This window comes from Pseudarthrobacter defluvii (assembly GCF_030323865.1).
GTDB lineage: Bacteria > Actinomycetota > Actinomycetes > Actinomycetales > Micrococcaceae > Arthrobacter > Arthrobacter sedimenti.
This window is the reverse complement of sequence record NZ_CP066362.1, coordinates 806,203-823,446: the sequence shown is the minus strand read 5'-3', so window position 1 is coordinate 823,446 and position 17,244 is coordinate 806,203. Positions and strand designations below refer to the sequence as shown.

The window sequence follows — 17,244 nt, the reverse complement described above, 5'->3', positions numbered from 1 at the left end:
TTATTTCTCCTGGCTTGCAGTGTGGTGGAGCTCCTGGACCGTGCCGTTGTCCAGGTGCCACCGGTAGTCGAGTCGTACATTTTCGAGCAGCCGGCGGTCGTGGGTTACCAGCAGCAGCGCTCCGTCGTAGCTTTCAAGGGCCTCTTCCAGCTGCTCGATGGCGGGCAGGTCAAGGTGGTTGGTGGGTTCGTCCAGCACCAGCAGGTTCACGCCGCGCGCCTGCAGCAGCGCCAGTGCTGCCCGCGTCCGCTCCCCCGGCGACAGGGAATCAACGGTCCGCGCGGTGTGGTCCGCCTTGAGGCCGAACTTGGCCAGGAGCGTGCGGACATCGGCGCCGGTCCAGTCGGCCAGGACTGCTTCGACGGCGTCCCCCAGCGGCAGCCGGCCGTCAAGGAGTCCGCGGGCCTGGTCAATTTCACCGACGGCGACGGAGGCACCCATGGAGGCGTCGCCGTCGTCCGGTGCCTGGGTTCCCAGCAGCAGGCGCAGGAGGGTGGACTTGCCGGCCCCGTTGGGACCGGTGATGCCCACGCGCTCCCCGCCGTTGAGCTGAAGGTTGACCGGGCCCAGCGTGAAATCACCTTGGCGTGCCACTGCATTGCGGAGGGTGGCGACGACGGCGCTGGAGCGGGGTGCCTGGCCGATGCTGAACTGCAGCTGCCATTCCTTCCGGGGCTCCTCCACCACGTCCAGGCGCGCGATGCGCGACTCCATCTGCCGGACCTTCTGTGCCTGCTTCTCCGACGACTCGGTACTGGCAGCGCGCCGGATCTTGTCGTTGTCCGGGTTCTTCTTCATCGCGTTCCGGACGCCCTGCGAGCTCCACTCGCGCTGCGTCCGTGCGCGGGACACCAGGTCAGCCTTGGTGGAGGCAAACTCCTCGTACTTCTCGCGGGCGTGCCGGCGAGCCACGGCCCGTTCCTCAAGGAAGGCGTCGTAGCCGCCGTCGTAAACTGCCACGGTATTTTGCGCCAGGTCCAGCTCCACCACGCGGGTGACGCAGCGGGCCAGGAACTCGCGGTCATGGCTGACCAGCACCACTCCCCCGCGCAGCCCGGTCACGAAGTTTTCCAGGGTGGCCAGGCCGGCAAGGTCAAGGTCGTTGGTGGGCTCGTCGAGCAGCACCACATCGAAGCGGCTCAGCAGGAGGGCGGCCAAGGCCACGCGTGCTGCCTGACCGCCGGAAAGGCCCGTCATCAGCGCGTCGGGGCCCGCGTCCAGGCCCAGGTCTGCCAGCACCGCTGGGATGCGGTCATCCAGGTCGGCGGCGCCGGAGGCCATCCAGCGGTCGAAGGCACGGGAGTAGGCGTCATCCGATCCCGGAGCGCCCGAGCCTAAAGCTTCCGCCGTGGATTCCATCTCCGCTGTCGCCTCGGCACAGCCTGTCCGTCGGGCGATGTAGGCGGCCACCGTTTCGCCGGGGATCCGCTCATGTTCCTGGGGAAGCCAGCCGACAAAGGCATCGGAGGGGGCAAGGCTCACCGAGCCTTCCTGTGGCTGGTCGACTCCGGCAAGGAGGCGCAGCAGCGTGGACTTCCCTGCGCCATTCGCGCCCACGACGCCCACCACGTCGCCGGGCGCCACTGTCAGCGAGAGCCCGGAAAAAAGCGTGCGGTGCCCATGGCCACCGGAGACGTCCTTGGCAACAAGGGTTGCAGTCATTGATTCGTCCTTTCGCCGCTGCCCGGACAGCCGTCGACGGCCGGCAGAGGCGGCGAAATTGCGGGCCGCGGCGCCGCTGGGGCTGCAGGACATAGAAGAACCCGCTGGTCCGGACTTGGGGGGTGTACGGACCAACGGGCTCGACCATCAACTATAGACGAATCCGGGTCGCAGGCAAAATCGGCCATACGGCGCCTGCGCGATGTCGACAGGGCGTCTACCCGCGGCGGCACGATAAAATCGTCCGGACCACCCATTCTGCAGAGAGTCCTCCATGACCCTTTCCGCCAAGGCGTTCCAGCGCTGGCTGCACAGCATCGCACCCGATGCCAGCACCGCTGACGTCTGCCGGGTCTCGGGGATCAAGCGGACCACCCTCGCCCAGCAACTGGTCCGGGGCAAGGTCTCCGTGAGTACCGTGGTCAGCGTCAGCCGCGCCTACAACATCAATCCTGTTGCCGCGCTGGCCGGTTTCGACGCGTACAGCGTCCTTTCCGGCCCGCAGCGCCCGCCCACACGCAGCGAGTTGGTAAGCCAGATTTCCACGGCAGACCTTCTGCGTGCGCTCCTGGCGCGGCCGCCCATGGAGCCCGCACGGGGAGCGTCCACCACCGCTTTGGGCCCCACCCCGCACGCCACCTCGGTGAAGAACTGGGTTGATGCAATTGACGACGGCGAGGTCCGGCACCGCGTTTCGACTACCACCGGGGTGGCCCCGCAAAATTACTCGGCCCAGTTGACGGCAAACCGGCTGTCCCCCGAGCTCGCCGTGGCCACGGCAGTGGCGGCCGGGGTTGGACCGGCCGGCGGCCTGGTGGCCACCGGGATTATCACCGAAGAGGAGGCGGGCTGGCCGCCGGGGGCGCGGCAGGCGGCCCTGGACAGCCTCTCGGACGGGGAGCTCACCGCACTGGCCGGGGAACGGCTTCAGGCATTGGGGAAAGTCCTGCGCCGGCAGGAGCAGGACCAAGCACAGACAGAAAAGATATGGGAGAACCTGGGATGATCGAAACGCTTCAGTGGACCACGCTGGCGGTTTGCGCCCTCGTCTCGGCGGCCCGTATCCCCAGCACCCTCCGTGGCGAGAACCGGTCCCTGTTCGGCATCTTTGCCTCAATGACGCTGGCCATCCTGCTGAGCATCAAGGGACCCTACCTGGTGATCGACCAGGCACTGGGCGGCATCAACCTGGCCAACCTGCTGCTGCGGTTCGTTATCTTCGGTGTCATCTTCTTCATGGGCATCCGCATTTCCAGGGGGTTCAGCGCCGACAGCGCCCACCGGCACATCACCGGAAAGACCGGCATGCTGGTCCTGCTCTTTGTCTCTGTGGTCATGGTGGCACTGTTCTTCTCCATGGACACCGCCGGCTCCTCGGCGGGACTCCAGGCCATCTCCGCCAAGGACGCCCGCCACTTCGCGCTGGTTGAGTACTACGGGGCGGCCGGCCGGGCCTACCCCGCCTACGTAGCCTTGGCATTGGTTCCGGCCTTGGTCCGGGCTGCGCAGGAACGGCTACCGGTACTGGTACGCATCGGCGCTGCGTTGCTGGCCCTGGGCGGCGTAGCGGTTGCCTTGACGCTGCTCTTCCCGGTCATTCCGCCCGAACTCGGTCAGATTGAGTTCGTCATCAACTACACGGCCATCCTGTGTTTTGTCATCGGACTGGCCCTGATCTGGGCTGCACGGGTGGTCAACAGGCGCGGCGCAGCCCCTCAAAAGACATCTACCGAAACGTAACCTTCTGCAGCTTTCACAAAATCATTAGAATGTGAAACAATCATGAATGTGTGAAGGCGGGGCCGCTTGGCGTTTTCGAACGGGGATAAATTCTGAAATGCCGGCCGCCCGGGGGCCTTTGCACACATTGGGGGGATGAGTGGTGGCGGATCGTTGGGGACCGCCCCCACTCAGCCTGTTTAACGGCTCCTTCGCGGAAGCATACCTCCACCCGGCCCTGTGAGTTCCCGGGCAGATACAAGGACTTCCACGCTTCTAATATCCCTGTACCTGCCCAAGAACCTTCCGGGCCGCTACTTCCGGGCAAACCTCAACGTCACCAACTGGAACGGCCGCAGCCTAAGATCGGCCCCTCTGTCGGAGGGAGCGACCCCGGGAGCCTCAGTAATGCGTTCCAGGAGGTCCGTGGCAAGAACGTTCCGCACTGGGAAATTGGCGGTAATGCTTCCAGCGGAGCGCTGTCCCAGCGACTCGTAGAGGCGGACCACAACATCTCCTGAACCGTCCTGCGCCAGTTTCACGGCTTCGATCACCAAGGCGGGATTACTGACGCTGAAGAGCGGCTCCACCGGAGAGGCACCCCGGACCAGCCGCGGTGCCAGGTTGGTCCGGTACCCCTCCTGGACTGCGTCCGCAATATCGGCGCCTGGCCGGATGGCAACCGTCAGTTCATGGTGGCCTCGGTCGGCATCCGGGTCGGGGAACTTCGGCGCCCGCAGCAGGGAGAGCCGCACCGTGGTGGTGGTTCCGCCGTCGGATTCCCGGACGCTCCTGCCCACGTCGTGGCCATACGTGGATGAGTTGGAAACCGCCACGCCGTAGCCTGGTTCGCCCACATGGATCCAACGGTGGGCGCAAATTTCGAACTTCGCCGCCTCCCAGGACGTGTTGGTATGGGTGGGCCGGAAAACGTGGCCGAACTGCATTTCGGCAGCCGACCGGTCTGCCCGCACATCCAGGGCGAAGCCAAGTTTCAGCAGCTTTTCGCGCTCCTGCCAGTCCACGGTCGTGGTGATTTCCAATGACGGGCTACCAGGGGCCAGGGTGATCCGCTGCGTCAGCTTCGACGTGCCTGCCGACCGCTCCACAACCACCACTGCAGTGCCGCCTTCATTGGCAAGGCGGACCGACTCTGCCTGGACCAGCGGCGTGACGTTGCGCCGATAGAACTCATCGATGTCCCAGGCATCCCACTCATTGGGGGTGTCCCGGTGCAGCTCCAGCAGGTTGCCGCGCTGGCCGGGAGCGATCGCTTCGCGGCCGCTGGCGCGGTCCCACAGGGAGGACAGAAGACCGTCGGAATCCACCACCGCCCGGATGACCCCGTTGTCCAGGATGTAGCCCCCGTCCTCCGGCGTGGCATGTGCCGGTTCCTGGAACGCCACGGGTTCAGCTGCGGCCAGCGCGGGGACGCCATCCCGGGCGTGCGGAGCTGCGTTCAGCAAAAATTGCCGGTCACCGGAACCAAGCATCGCGGCAGCAGCCTGGCCGATCAGTGCCTCGAGGGCAGTTTCGATTGCCTGGTAATTCCGCTCCGCGTCGTGGTGGACCCAGGCGATGGAGCTGCCGGGAAGGATGTCGTGGAACTGCTGCAGCAGGACCAGCTGCCAGAGTCGCTGAAGCTCGGCTCCCGGGTAATCGTAGGCACTGCCGGCGCGGACGGCGGCCGTGGCGCACCACAGTTCCGCTTCCCGCAGCAGGTGCTCACTGCGCCGGTTGCCCTTCTTGGTGCGGGCCTGGCTGGTGTACGTGCCGCGGTGCAGCTCCAGATACATCTCCCCCACCCAGACGGGCAGGGCCTGGTACTCTGCCTCGGCCTGCCGGAAGAAGCTCTCGGCCGAGCCGATCCTGACCTTTGGTGATCCTTCCAAGTCCGCGGTGCGGGCGGCAGCGGCGAGCATCTCCCGGGTGGGGCCGCCGCCGCCGTCGCCGTAGCCGAACGGCACCAACGACACGGAACCGCGGCCGTGGTCCCGGTAGTTACGTTCGGCGTGCGCCAGGTCCCTGCCGCTTAGGTCCGAGTTATAGGTGTCCACCGGCGGGAAGTGGGTGAACAACCGGGTGCCGTCGATCCCCTCCCAGTTGAAGGTATGGTGCGGCATACGATTGGTCTGGTTCCAGGAGATTTTCTGGGTCAGGAACCAACTGCTGCCGGCAGCCTTGACGATTTGGGGCAGGGCGGCACTGTATCCGAACGAGTCCGGCAACCAGGCTTCCCGGCACTCGACGCCAAACTCCGCCAGGAAGAAGCTTTTGCCCTCCGCGAACTGCCGGGCCATGGCTTCGCCACCGGGCATGTTGGTATCCGACTCCACCCACATGCCGCCCACGGGGACGAACTGTCCAGCCTGCACCTTTTCCCGGATGCGGCTGAACAGCTCCGGGTACAACTCCTTGATCCAGGCCAACTGCTGGGCGGACGAACAGGAGAAGACAAAGTTTGGGTCTTCGTCCATCAGGGCCACCACATTGGAAAAGGTCCTGGCGCATTTGCGGATGGTTTCCCGGACCGGCCACAGCCATGCAGAGTCAATGTGCGCATGACCCGTGGCAACCAACTGGTGCGCCGATGCGTAGGCCGGCCTGCCGAGGACCCCGGCGAGCGCCTGCCGTCCCGCCGCAGCGGTCCCGGCAACATCGTCGGGATCCATTACGTCCATCATGCGTTCGAGGGCCCGGAGGATTTCATGGCGCCGTGGAAGCTCCAGAGGGAGTTGTTCCATGAGCCCGGACAGCGTCCAGACGTCCTGCTGGAGTTCCCACACGCACTGGTTGAGTTCAGCGATGGCGATGTTGCCCAGCCGGTACTGGGGCGCTCCCCCTGCGGTAGCCTTGTCACCCAGCGGTGTGGCGGCGAAGGTCCAGCCCTGTGCCATGTCCGGGTTCGCGGCCGCCTCCACGTAGAAGTCCACCGCCATGCCGCTGCCCAGCAGTTTCAGGGGGATGTACTGGTTGCGGGGAGAAATGGCCTTGATGATGGTGCCGTCGGGCCGCCAGGCAATGCCCTCGCACTGGAAGCCGGGCGCTTCGGTGGTGAACCCCAGGTCCACCACCACCTCCACCGTGGTGTCCGGGCCGCCGCCCCAGGATTCAGGAACCTCCCCTTGCAGCCGCAGCCAGGTGGTGCCCCAGGGCCGGCCCCACGCGGCGCCGTGCTCCTGCGGCCGGAACTCCTGCCGCATCGCTTCGAGCGCGGGGACCGGTTCGTCCGGGACTTCCCAGCTGCTCAGGGCAAGCGGGACGGACCTGCTGTAGACGGCGGGGGCGATGCGCTCGCGCACAAACCTTGCCAGGCGGACTTCCGTGATCCTGCGGTCGTCATGCAATATATGTCCTCTTTAGGCGTGTGACTGGATCATCGTGTCCATTCGATGGACAAATCTACCCGCTGGCGGCACTGCAACCAACCCCTTTTGCAGTTATCCGGCGGTTGTCCGGACCCTGCAAGCGGGCCTATGCACCGGGCCCCTGCGCTGCGGGCAGGGCCGGTTCGGGCCGCAGGATCCGTGAGTTCCCGGCGTAGACGTTAAAACTGGTGCCCCGGCTGAATCCGGCCACGGTCAGCCCGTTGGCCTCAGCGAGCTCCACGGCCAGGCTCGAAGGGGCACTGACGGCCGACAGGACAGGAATGCCCGCCAGGGCCGCTTTCTGCACCAGTTCGAACGATGCCCTGCCGGAAACCTGGAGGACCGTCCCGGCCAGCGGCAGGAGACCTTCGCGCAGCGCCCAGCCCACCACTTTGTCAACCGCGTTGTGCCGCCCAACGTCCTCGCGCAGGCAAAGGAGCCGCGGCCCGCCGTCATCCTCAATCTTGAACAGCCCCGCCGCGTGAACGCCCCCGGTATCGTCAAAGACGCGCTGGGACTTCCGCAGCAGCGCGGGCAGGGAAGCCAGGACTTTTGCGTCCACCGTCAACGGGTCCGCCTGCGGGCTGAAGTGGGACGATTTCCGGACTGCCTCGATGGAATCCGTGCCGCAAATGCCGCAGGAGCTTGATGTGTAAACCTTGCGGCCGGTATCGGGAAGTGGGACGTCCGGCCGCAGCTGGGCCTCCACCACGTTGAATGTCTGGACCCCGTTCTCGTCCTCGCCGGCGCAGAACCGCAGCGATACCAGCTGTTCGGGCGCCCAGATGACGCCCTCGGACACCAGGAACCCAGCCACCAGGTCAAAGTCGTCCCCCGGCGTGCGCATGGTGACCGAGTAGGAAAGCCTGCCCAACCGGATTTCGAGCGGTTCCTCCACGGCCAGGACGTCTTCGCGGTGCCGGACCGGGTACTCCAGGGCGGCCGGCGAACCGTCCAGGACATACTTGTGCACCTTGCGGCGCTGGGTTACGCGTCCCATGTTCCACCCTGCCTGTTCATAACTCCATCATGGCACCAACGGGGCCTGCCCCAGTCCAGAGCCCCAGGAGCCCCGAGCCCACAGCCCAGGGACCCAACGCAGCAGGGCGCGGGAGTTGCCCGTGCACCTGAAACACGGGCCCTCAACCCAACAGCGCACTCCAGTCCACGGGCCCGTTGGATCCCGGTTTGCCTTTGGGCTGGCCGGCCCGTGCGTTGCTTCTCGGTTTGGCTTTGGCCGCCCCTTCCTTGGACGGCGGAATGGGTGGGCCCCAAGGCAGCGCGAAAGCGGGCACCGGTTCGCCCAGCTGCACGCCGTGCGGCGGCACCACCAGCACACCGTCGGCGGCGGCCAGGCCGCGCATCATGCCTGGGCCTGTGTGCTGCGCAGGGGAGGCCATTCCGTACAGCAGCCGGAAGGGCATCAGGCGGGTGCGTCCAGGATCCGCTTCGATCATGGTCCCGCACGGTACTTCCTGCACGTGCGGCATGGCCCGGTGCCCCAAGGCGGCGAACAATGGGGCGCCGACGGTGGACAGGGCCATCATGGCCGCAAGCGGATTGCCGGGGAGCCCAAGGACAAAGCGGCCGTCCCGCAGTTCGGCCAGGACGGCCGGGTGGCCGGGCCGCATTGCCACGCCGTCGATGATGAGCCGGCCGCCAAGTTCGGCAACAGCCCGCCGGAGGTGGTCTGTGCCTGAGCGCCCGGTGCCTCCGGTGGTAATAACGACGTCGGCCGGCAGGTCGGGCGCGTCCGGCGCCTCCGGCAGCACGTCTTCGAGCGCCGCAAGCCATTCCGCATACGAATCGCCGATCCGCTGCTGCCCCGCATGGATACCCCCGAGCATGGCGACGACCGCCGGCAGTTGCGGGCCGAACGTATCGCGCACCTGGCCGGGAGCCGGCGTACCGCGTTCCACCACCTCGGATCCGGTCAGCACCAGACGCACCACCGGCTTTCCCTGGACCTGCACTTCGTCGTAGCCTGCCAGTGCCGCAAGGGCCAGGTGTGCCGGGTTGAGTTCCACCCCGGCCTTGACCAGGATGTCCCCTTCAACGGCTTCCTCCCCGGCCTTCCTGATGTGTTCACCCGCGCGCGGTTCGCCCGGCCGGGCCTTGCCTCCCACCATCACCACCGGGCCCTCATCGTCCTGGCCCAGGACTGCGCTTTCGGTACGGAGGACTGCCTTGCCGCCCACGGGGATCAGGCCACCCGTGGCAATGGGACTGGCCTGGTGCGGCGCCAGCCGGGTGCCCGGCTCCACCGGAATCCAGGGCCCGCTTCCATTGACTGCCCAGCCGTCCATGGCCGAGGACGCATAGTGCGGCATGTCTTGCAGGGCCACGATGTCCTGGTCAAGTTTTCGGCCCAGGGCAATGTTCAGGGCCACAGGGCCGGGCGGAATCGGGGTGGCCGCATCGTAGGCAGCCTGCCGGGCTTCTTCCCACGTGTGTGCCAGGTGATGGTGGTGGGAGCGCCCGGGTTCGGCTTCGCCCGGCTCCGTGGTGCCGAATTCGGCGTCAGCCGTACCGCTTTCTTCCCGGGCGGTTTCTCCCGGGCCGGCGTCCTCGGGGCCGGTACCGGGCGGCGCCGCCGGATCGCTCCGGGTTTCTGCAGTCATTCGCCGGGAGTCCCGGCGGCTTCAGCGTCGTAGTCAGCTGCCAGGGAACGGGCAACGGCCAAAGCCGCGTCCATGGAGGCTGCGTCCATCTCCCTGCCGGGAGCGGCAGCCAGGCCTGCGGCAAAGCCGGCAATGAAGGTGGTAAGCGGAGCGGCCGGCCGGACAACGGCATGGGCGGCAACACCGGCGAGTGCCAGCACTGCGTTGATGTCTACCTGGACGTCCTCAAGCTTGTAGGCCTGGAGAAGGGACCTGCACCATTCTTCCAGCGTTTCGTCCTGGCTTTTCACGACTTGCCTCCCACGTTAGTTCCGCCCGTGCTCGGGTCCTTGCTTTCACGCTGGCTCTCGGCGGCAATCCCCAGCGCGGCAGCATCGTCCCAGGTATCCACATCGGAGGTGGACCCGGCGGGGACTGTGACAAGCTGCACGTCCAGACTAGCAAGGAGAGCCCTGACAGAGCCGTTGACCAGCGCGTTGCGGGCAGCCAACTCCGCGCACGCTTTTTTTAACCCGGGCGTGCTGTAAAAAGCCGCCAACGGCTGCGCCCTTCCGTCGCCGGACCGGGCCATCACGCCCCCTCCGCCACCTTCCCCGGGGCGGGTGGGAGACGCGAAAAGCGCCTCCCGCAACACAGCGACGGCCCCAGACGCAAGCGGCATGTCGCAGGCCAGCACCAGGGTAAAGGGCGCATCTCCCCCATATTCCTCCAGGGCGTGCAGCCCGGTGCCGATGGCAGCCGCGGGCCCCGCGAACGGCGGCTCCTCCCGGCACGTGAGAACACCGGGCGGCCAGCTGGCCTGGGCTACCGGGTGTGATGCTGTGCCCTGGGATGACAGGAAACCGGCGTCGCCGACGACGACAGTGCGGCGGGCACCGGCTGCAGCAGCCAGTGCCCGTTCCAGCAGCGTCTGGCCGCGGAAGACAAGGGACTGCTTGGGTACGCCGCCCAGCCGCGATGACCGGCCGCCGGCCAAGATCAGGGCATTAAAAGCCAAGCTGTTCTCTTGCACTCCCCCAGCCTAACCACCGGCCGGCGCAGGAATCACGCCGCTTCCCCAGGACGGGGTCAGGCAGCGCGTTCGGGAAGAAGGAACGGATCCCACGCGGGGGTGGGCTTCTCCAGTTCCTTGATCTGCCAGATAGTGCCGCGCGGAGGCTCGGGCACGAACCGAAGGGTCCAGCCCATCTCGGTCGGGGTGTGGTCGCCCTTGACGTTGTTGCAGCGGAGGCAGGCGGCCACCAGGTTCTCCCATGAGTCAGCCCCACCCCGGGATTTGGGGTGTACATGGTCAATGGTGTGCGCCGCCTTGCCGCAGTACGCGCATTTATGGCCGTCGCGTCTGAGCACACCCCTGCGGCTGACAGCCGTGGAGTGGTTGTATCGGGGCCGGATGTACCGGTTGAGGAGGATCACGGACGGACGGCCCAGGACGTCGGTGGGCCCCACCACGGGGTCATCCCCTTCGGCCACGACGCTCGCCTTGCCTGTGAGCACAAGCACCAGCGCCCGGCGGAAAGTAATAACCGCCAGCGGTTCATATCCAGCATTCAGAACGAGAGTGCGCATGCACTTACCTCTTCACGGCCGCACCCGTCAGGGGCACGAGGGCCGGCTGCCCTCGGCATGTCCGGGCTATGGATCGACATCACAAGAGTAAACAGAGAAGTGCAAAATCAGGTAATCGCCGCCCGGATGCCGTGCCGGAAAAGGCGACGCCGGGCAGTCATCCCCGGCCGGCCTGGAGCTGCTTTAAACGCAAAGGACCCCCGCCGGGAGGGCGGGGGTCCTTTGACGGTAGGCACCGGCTGTTGCCTGTGCCGCACGCGGGGTGCTTACCTGACGTGGATGAAAACCGGTCCGGAGCCCACGTTTGCGCTGAAGACCACGGTGTCGTTGCCGTTGAAGCCGCCATGGACGGCCATGCCATTTCCGGCGTAGACAGCGATGTGTGCCATTCCTCCACCACCATCGGCGTAGTAGATGAGGTCTCCGGGCTGGGCCTGGGAGGCAGGCACCGTGTCACCGAGGGAAAGGTACCCGGCGGGCCAGTCATGGAAGTGGATGCCGACGGCGGCCAAGGCGTTGGTCACCAGCATGGTGCAGTCCTGGTGGACACCGAGCTGGGCGTAGGCGGCGGAGAGGATTGCGGCACCCTTGCCACTGGCGGAAGCCTGCGCCGCAGGAGCGGCCGGGGCAGCAGCGGTGGCAACCTTGGCCGTGACCTTGGGAGCGGCAACGGGCTGGGCAGCGGGCTCCGCGGCGGGAGCAGGGGCAGCTTCCTGCACTTCAACCTGCGGCTCCGGCTCGACGACGGGCGCCGGCGTGGTGGTCACGGCGGGCTTCTCGAAGCTGATGGCGATGGTGGAAGCTGCGGAAATCGGGGCGTCGACCGCGGATTCAACTTCCAGCGCGGAGGCGGGAGCAGAGTCGCGCTTGACGTTCGCGTCGGCGGCATTCGCGGCAATGCCGCTGGTCAGGACCAGGCCGGAAGCTGCGGCAATGACCGCGGCCTGGCGGCCCATGCCGCCGGCGTTGTCGCTGACAGCCTTGGCAATGACTGCGATCGAGTTGGTCTTGGTGACCTCGGCGCGGTGCCGTGCGGTAGCACGAGTCGTCATCAGTTCTCTCTTTCGTTTTCCTTGCGACCGCATGTAGGCAGGCAAAGGGTGGTAGACGCGCCGGCATCTTGGGGGTACGCCGGCGCGTCCCGAACGGGGATGTGGTTTCTAGCGAAGAAGCTTTGGGCAAAGAAATAGCCCTTGGAGCATGGAGCCCAAGAACTATTTGTTGAGGTGGTAGTACGACGAGCTACCGGTGGCTGCAGGCGAGTGGAGCAGCGTGCCCTGTGAGGGGTTGAGTGCGCTGATCATCATGCCGTTGCCGACGTAGATGCCGACGTGCGCTCCACCGTTCTGGACAACCAGGTCACCGGGCTGCGGGGTGGAGGTGGGGCTCATGATGGTCCACGCGTTGGTGCGGGGAATGCTGATGCCGGCCTGGGCGTACACCCACTGCACGAAACCGGAGCAGTCCCAACCGGTGACGGGGCTGGTGCCGCCCCAGACGTACGAGTGGCCGATGCCGGTGTAGGCGATGGCTGCGATGCCTGAGGTGGACGCGGAGGACACGGTCTCGGCGGTCTTGGTGACCGGGGAGGCGTCCTGGCCGGCGGCAGCGGCAGCAGTGGCTGCGCCGTTCGCCGTGTCGGTGGACTGGGTGCGCACCGCTTCCACCTTCGGAGCAGCGGTGGTCTTCACCACGGGGCGCTCGAAGGAAACCGTAGCAGTGGGGGCAGCGGTGACGGCGAGGGCCGTCTGGGCCGAACCGGACTCGGTGGACGCTGAGACACCGGCAGTGGTGTCGGCAGCGGTGGCCGGCAGTCCCATGCTCAGGATGAGGCCCGATGCGGCTGCCACAACGGCAGCCTGGCGGCCTACGGTCCCGGCATTTGCACTTACGGCCTTGGAAACGGCATCCAAGGGGCTGGTGCGAACCGTTTGCGCACGGTGGCGCGCAGAATGATGGCGTGAAGACACGAAGGTAGCCTCTCCCAATGCCTGCGAGGTGAGCTGTCGGATTCGGATGGGAGTCACCCGGCCACGCTGCTTCCTGGGAAGCTTGTGACTTAACCCCAAGACCTTCTGGAAGAAGGCCGAAATTGGTTCCCCCGCCCCTGCCAGACGATGAAATGCGAACGGACCTTGAGCGGTGGCAGAGTTAGGCAATCCACTCAAGAGCGTCAACTTCGGAAAAGTTGACGCGAGTTAGACGGTACAGCAGTTTTGTTTCAATGTCACATTCAGGTCACGGCGAGTCACGGCGATCTGAGAGTGGACAATCATTCGGTTACAACCAGCCCATGGGATCGACCACTTCGCCGTTGACCTGGACCTCGAAGTGCAGGTGGCAGCCGGTGGACGCGCCGGTGGTGCCGCTCAGGGCCACAACGTCCCCGCGGGACACGGTCTGGCCCACCTTGACGTTGAAGGATGACAGGTGGTTGTACGTGGTTTCCAGCCCATTTCCATGGTCAATAACCACCCGGTTTCCGCCGCCGAACTGATGCCAGCCGGCGAAGGTCACGGTACCGGTGGCGGCCGCCAGGACGGAGGTCCCGCATTGCGCCACAAAGTCCTGGCCCCTGTGGAAGTCGCCCGAGCCCCCGGTAATGGGACTGACCCTGTAACCGAAGGGGGAAGCGGTGACAAGCGAGGCCAGCGGTGCGGCCAGGGTGCCGGCTGACGCGGCACGCGTCACGGAGCCGGCCGACTGGGCACTCAGGAGTTGCTTCAGCTTTCCGTCCGGATCGGCCTGGGTCACCACTGCCGAGCGGCTGAAGTCGATCTGGGCACCGATATCTGCTGAAATCTGGGGCTGGGGCGTGACGGAGGAGGCTGCGACCGGGGCGCTGCCGGCGGCGTCAGTGGCCATAACGGGACCTGTGGCGGGCACAGTCACAGTCAGAACCAGGCCGGTGGCAGCAAGGGCCATGCCGGCTTTCTGGCCTATGCCGCTGGCGGCTGCAAACTCCGTCATCTGGCGGAATGGACCCCGGCGGCGGCGGGCGTCGCGATGGAGGTCGCGGGGGCGCTCCGCTGCGGCATCTTCGACAACCCGCGGTGCCGAAGGGGGGCCGGCAGCACGGCGGCGTCCCCGGGGGGTCTGCATGGTCAAGAAGGGTTTCCTCTCTGGAGAAGCCTGCGGAGTTAGCTGTCGGATTCGGGTCAGAGAGATCAAAGACCCGGCCCGCCAAGGGCAAGCTTCTGCGCAGGGATATTCCCGGAAGAATCCTTCACTGGAGAGGCTTGCTGCTGACGGACTTCACCCCAAGGCAGTCCCCCGCTGCCGATTGTGGTTCCCCCGCCTCTGCCAGTAACGACTCGTGCACCTGACCCGCTGGCAGAGCTCGGCTCCGGATCAGGTAACGCTTAAGTTTCAACGACTGGTTCTACTATAGGGGCTTAAGACCCTTGGTAACAATTCCGTTATCTTTGCGTGGAAGGGCAGGCCCGGGGTATGGAAGTCCCGCTTCAGCCCTGCTTGATGGCCACGAAGACATGCGCGGCCACCTCGGGCGGAAGCTCCAGCGCTCCTTCAATCCCGGTCACCCGCACCGAGATGTAATCGCCCACGCGTTCCAGGGTCACGGCAGCGCCGGGCCGGATTCCGCCTTCGTCCAACTGCGCCAGCAGTTCGGGCTCCACCTGGATCGGTTCCGCGAGGCGGCTGATGGTCACGCCCGACGCAGGCCCGTAGCTCTTCATCGCCTCCACCAGGCTGATGGCCCCGTCACCAAAGCCGGGGGCCGGCTGGCCGCCCAGCGCGGCAAGGCCGGGGATGGGGTTGCCGTATGGGGACTCGGTGGGGTGGTCCAGCATCTCGTAGATGCGCCGCTCCACCCTCTCACTCATCACATGTTCCCAGCGGCAGGCTTCATCGTGGACGTAGGCCCAGTCCAGCCCAATAACGTCCGCCAGCAGGCGTTCGGCGAGCCGATGCTTGCGCATCACTTCGGTGGCCCGCTTGCGGCCGGTGTCCGTGAGTTCCAGATGCCTGTCGCCGGAGACCACAACGAGCCCGTCGCGCTCCATCCTGCCGATGGTCTGGGAGACGGTGGGGCCGGAATGGCGCAGGCGCTCGGCAATACGGGCCCGGAGGGCAACGATGTTTTCTTCCTCAAGCTCCAGGATGGTCCTGAGGTACATCTCCGTAGTGTCGATCAGATCCGTCATCCAGCTCAGCTCCTCGGGCGCAGTACCTTGCGTTGTCCCACCGTATCGCCTCTTCCCGCGAGGTAGTCCGGGGGAAAGCTTAGCCTATTTTGACTTTGTCCGAATAGCCGCGACCCCACAGGGAACCGCACCAGGTGCATGCATGGAACACTTGCACACGCGCCGCATTGTCTCAGTGTCTGGACTTTGCCGCTGCCGGTTCCCGCCCGCCGCTGCTGTTCAGGCAGAATGGGGAAGGCCTATGGCACGGCCGCCGCCCGGCTGCCGGCCACCACAACCCGTCCGTCCGGACCAAAACGTTCGTCCCCGCCGAATTGGAGCACCTGTGAGCGACACCAGCATCACGATTCCCGCCGACCTCCTGCCCAAGGACGGACGGTTCGGCGCCGGCCCGTCAAAGGTCCGGCAGGAACAGATCGATGCCCTCGCAGCCGCATCCAAAACCATCCTGGGCACGTCGCACCGGCAGGCACCGGTCAAGAACCTGGTGGGGTCCGTCCGTGAAGGGCTGAGCCAGTTCTTCCGTGCCCCCGAGGGCTACGAGGTTGTCCTTGGCGTTGGCGGCTCCACTGCTTTCTGGGACATCGCCAGCTTCGGCCTGGTGGAGAAGAAGGCCCAGCACCTCTCCTTCGGCGAGTTCGGATCCAAGTTTGCTGCGGCCACCAACAAGGCCCCTTTCCTGGAATCCTCCTCCATCATCAAGTCCGAGCCCGGCACGCGACCCACGGCGCAGGCCGAGGCCGGCGTGGACGTTTACGCGTGGCCGCAGAATGAGACCTCCACCGGCGTGGCAGCCCCGGTCCAGCGGGTTGCCGGAGCCGACGAGGGATCCCTGGTCCTGGTGGACGCCACCTCGGCCGCAGGCGGCCTGGACGTGGACGTTGCCCAGAGCGATGTCTACTACTTCGCACCGCAGAAGAACTTTGCTTCCGACGGCGGGCTCTGGCTGGGCCTGTTCTCCCCCGCCGCGCTGGAGCGGGCCGCCCGCATCAAGGCCAGTGGACGGTGGATCCCGGACTTCCTGGACCTCCAGACCGCCATCGACAACTCCCGCCTGAACCAGACCTACAACACGCCGTCGCTGTCCACGCTGGTGACCCTGAACGCGCAGGTCCAATGGCTCAACTCCAATGGCGGCCTGGATTTTGCGGCCGGACGCACTGCCGATTCCGCCGGACGCATCTACAGCTGGGCCGAGGCTTCCGATTTCGCCAGCCCGTTCGTGGCCAAGCCGGAGGAGCGTTCCAACGTCATCGCCACCATCGACTTCGACGAGTCTGTGGACGCCGCCGCCGTAGCCAAGATCCTGCGCGCCAACGGAATCGTGGACACCGAGCCCTACCGGAAGCTGGGCCGCAACCAGCTGCGCATCGCTACCTTCGTGGCCATCGAGCCCAGCGACGTCTCCGCCCTGCTCGCCAGCATCGACTATGTGGTGGGCGAGCTGCGCAAGTAGGCCCTGCCCACACTTGGGCCCTGTCCACAGGCAGGCACTTTTAACGTACGACGGCGCCGCCCGGGTTTGTCCCGGACGGCGCCGTTTTCGTTGCGCCCGGCAGAGGGCGGGGCCGGTCTCCCGGCGAAGGTGCGGCTAGGCTCCTGCCTGCGCTCCGTCGTCGTCCGCTGGTTCCCCTTGCTGCCCTGAATCCTGCCGGCCTTTGTCACTTGCCGCTGTTTCCTGCGCTTCCGGCTCTCCGACCTCCGCTTCGTGCCCACCAACCTCGGGCTCCTGCGGCTGTTCGTCCTCGGGGCGGACCCGTTCGGCCCACGGCACCCACTCCGGAGCGAGGATCGAATCCTCGGACGGCAGCAGGCCCAGTTCGTTGACGGTGACCACCTTGGAACGTGAGTTGCGGGTCAGCACCGCGTACCACTGCCAGCCTGTGTATCCGGCCAAGCGGGACTCGAACAGGTGTGTCACCAGCCGGTCGCCCTCGCTCTTGGCCGCAAGGTGCGCCCCGATAGTGGCGGCCGGCGTGATGCTCTCCACCGCCGTCCGGGCCGTATCAACAGCCGCGGCCAGGAAAGCGTCAGGCTTGCCCGTACGCCATACGGGCACGCCTGCCTTGCGTGTGGGCGGAGTCTTGGCAGCCTGCTCCTGCACTGGCGCGCCCGGCTGTTCAGATTGGGGATTCATGG

15 protein-coding genes and 2 riboswitches are annotated in these 17,244 nt (G+C 66.3%); of the genes, 3 read left to right on the top strand and 12 right to left on the bottom strand.

Features of this window, described 5'->3' with window-relative positions; all coding sequences use genetic code 11:
• Entirely contained in the window at positions 1-1,662 is a 1,662-nt protein-coding gene (locus tag JCQ34_RS03885; protein WP_286402033.1) for an ABC-F family ATP-binding cassette domain-containing protein, read from the bottom strand.
• A 274-nt stretch (positions 1,663-1,936) separates the two neighbouring features.
• On the opposite strand from JCQ34_RS03885, the gene JCQ34_RS03880 reads away from it, so the two are divergent.
• Positions 1,937-2,668: a hypothetical protein gene (locus JCQ34_RS03880; protein WP_286402030.1), complete on the top strand. Its 732-nt coding sequence runs from the start codon at positions 1,937-1,939 to the stop codon at positions 2,666-2,668.
• Positions 2,665-3,402, top strand: a complete 738-nt coding sequence (locus JCQ34_RS03875) for a hypothetical protein (protein ID WP_286402028.1) — start codon at positions 2,665-2,667, stop codon at positions 3,400-3,402. The genes JCQ34_RS03880 and JCQ34_RS03875 overlap by 4 nt, the downstream gene beginning before the upstream one ends.
• Before the next feature lie 293 nt (positions 3,403-3,695).
• Here JCQ34_RS03875 and JCQ34_RS03870 read toward each other — a convergent pair whose 3' ends face one another.
• The 10 genes from JCQ34_RS03870 to JCQ34_RS03825 form a co-directional block, all read right to left on the bottom strand.
• Positions 3,696-6,728 (bottom strand): alpha-mannosidase, encoded by a 3,033-nt coding sequence (locus tag JCQ34_RS03870; protein ID WP_286402026.1) that lies wholly within the window; start codon positions 6,726-6,728, stop codon positions 3,696-3,698.
• Between the two features lie 127 nt (positions 6,729-6,855).
• Positions 6,856-7,749 carry a formate dehydrogenase accessory sulfurtransferase FdhD gene (gene fdhD, locus JCQ34_RS03865; protein WP_286402023.1) on the bottom strand — a complete coding sequence of 298 codons (894 nt, stop codon included), beginning with the start codon at positions 7,747-7,749 and terminating at the stop codon, positions 6,856-6,858.
• 142 nt (positions 7,750-7,891) lie between these two features.
• Positions 7,892-9,370, bottom strand: coding sequence for a molybdopterin molybdotransferase MoeA (locus JCQ34_RS03860; protein ID WP_286402021.1), 1,479 nt, complete (start codon positions 9,368-9,370; stop codon positions 7,892-7,894).
• Positions 9,367-9,660, bottom strand: coding sequence for a DUF6457 domain-containing protein (locus tag JCQ34_RS03855; protein ID WP_286402019.1), 294 nt, complete (start codon positions 9,658-9,660; stop codon positions 9,367-9,369). The genes JCQ34_RS03860 and JCQ34_RS03855 overlap by 4 nt, the downstream gene beginning before the upstream one ends.
• The gene (gene mobA, locus JCQ34_RS03850; RefSeq protein WP_286402018.1) at positions 9,657-10,382 is read right to left on the bottom strand and encodes a molybdenum cofactor guanylyltransferase; all 726 of its coding nucleotides are present in this window, start codon (positions 10,380-10,382) and stop codon (positions 9,657-9,659) included. Before mobA ends, JCQ34_RS03855 begins: the two co-directional genes overlap by 4 nt.
• A gap of 56 nt (positions 10,383-10,438) precedes the next feature.
• Entirely contained in the window at positions 10,439-10,939 is a 501-nt protein-coding gene (locus JCQ34_RS03845; RefSeq protein ID WP_286402017.1) for an HNH endonuclease, read from the bottom strand.
• Between the two features lie 266 nt (positions 10,940-11,205).
• On the bottom strand, positions 11,206-11,991 hold the full coding sequence (locus JCQ34_RS03840) for an NlpC/P60 family protein (RefSeq protein WP_286402015.1): 786 nt from the start codon (positions 11,989-11,991) through the stop codon (positions 11,206-11,208).
• A gap of 162 nt (positions 11,992-12,153) precedes the next feature.
• Positions 12,154-12,759, bottom strand: coding sequence for a C40 family peptidase (locus tag JCQ34_RS03835; protein ID WP_286404299.1), 606 nt, complete (start codon positions 12,757-12,759; stop codon positions 12,154-12,156).
• A gap of 154 nt (positions 12,760-12,913) precedes the next feature.
• A riboswitch (cyclic di-AMP (ydaO/yuaA leader) is annotated at positions 12,914-13,091 on the bottom strand.
• 128 nt (positions 13,092-13,219) lie between these two features.
• Positions 13,220-14,041, bottom strand: a complete 822-nt coding sequence (locus JCQ34_RS03830; protein ID WP_286404296.1) for a M23 family metallopeptidase — start codon at positions 14,039-14,041, stop codon at positions 13,220-13,222.
• Positions 14,042-14,052: 11 nt separating this feature from the next.
• Positions 14,053-14,264: riboswitch (cyclic di-AMP (ydaO/yuaA leader) on the bottom strand.
• 139 nt (positions 14,265-14,403) lie between these two features.
• Entirely contained in the window at positions 14,404-15,105 is a 702-nt protein-coding gene (locus JCQ34_RS03825) for a metal-dependent transcriptional regulator (protein ID WP_286402013.1), read from the bottom strand.
• A 325-nt stretch (positions 15,106-15,430) separates the two neighbouring features.
• On the opposite strand from JCQ34_RS03825, the gene serC reads away from it, so the two are divergent.
• Entirely contained in the window at positions 15,431-16,561 is a 1,131-nt protein-coding gene (serC, locus tag JCQ34_RS03820) for a phosphoserine transaminase (RefSeq protein WP_286402010.1), read from the top strand.
• 135 nt (positions 16,562-16,696) lie between these two features.
• On the opposite strand, the gene JCQ34_RS03815 is transcribed toward serC, so the two are convergent.
• Positions 16,697-17,242, bottom strand: coding sequence for a DUF3027 domain-containing protein (locus JCQ34_RS03815; protein WP_286402007.1), 546 nt, complete (start codon positions 17,240-17,242; stop codon positions 16,697-16,699).
• Positions 17,243-17,244: the final 2 nt, after the last annotated feature.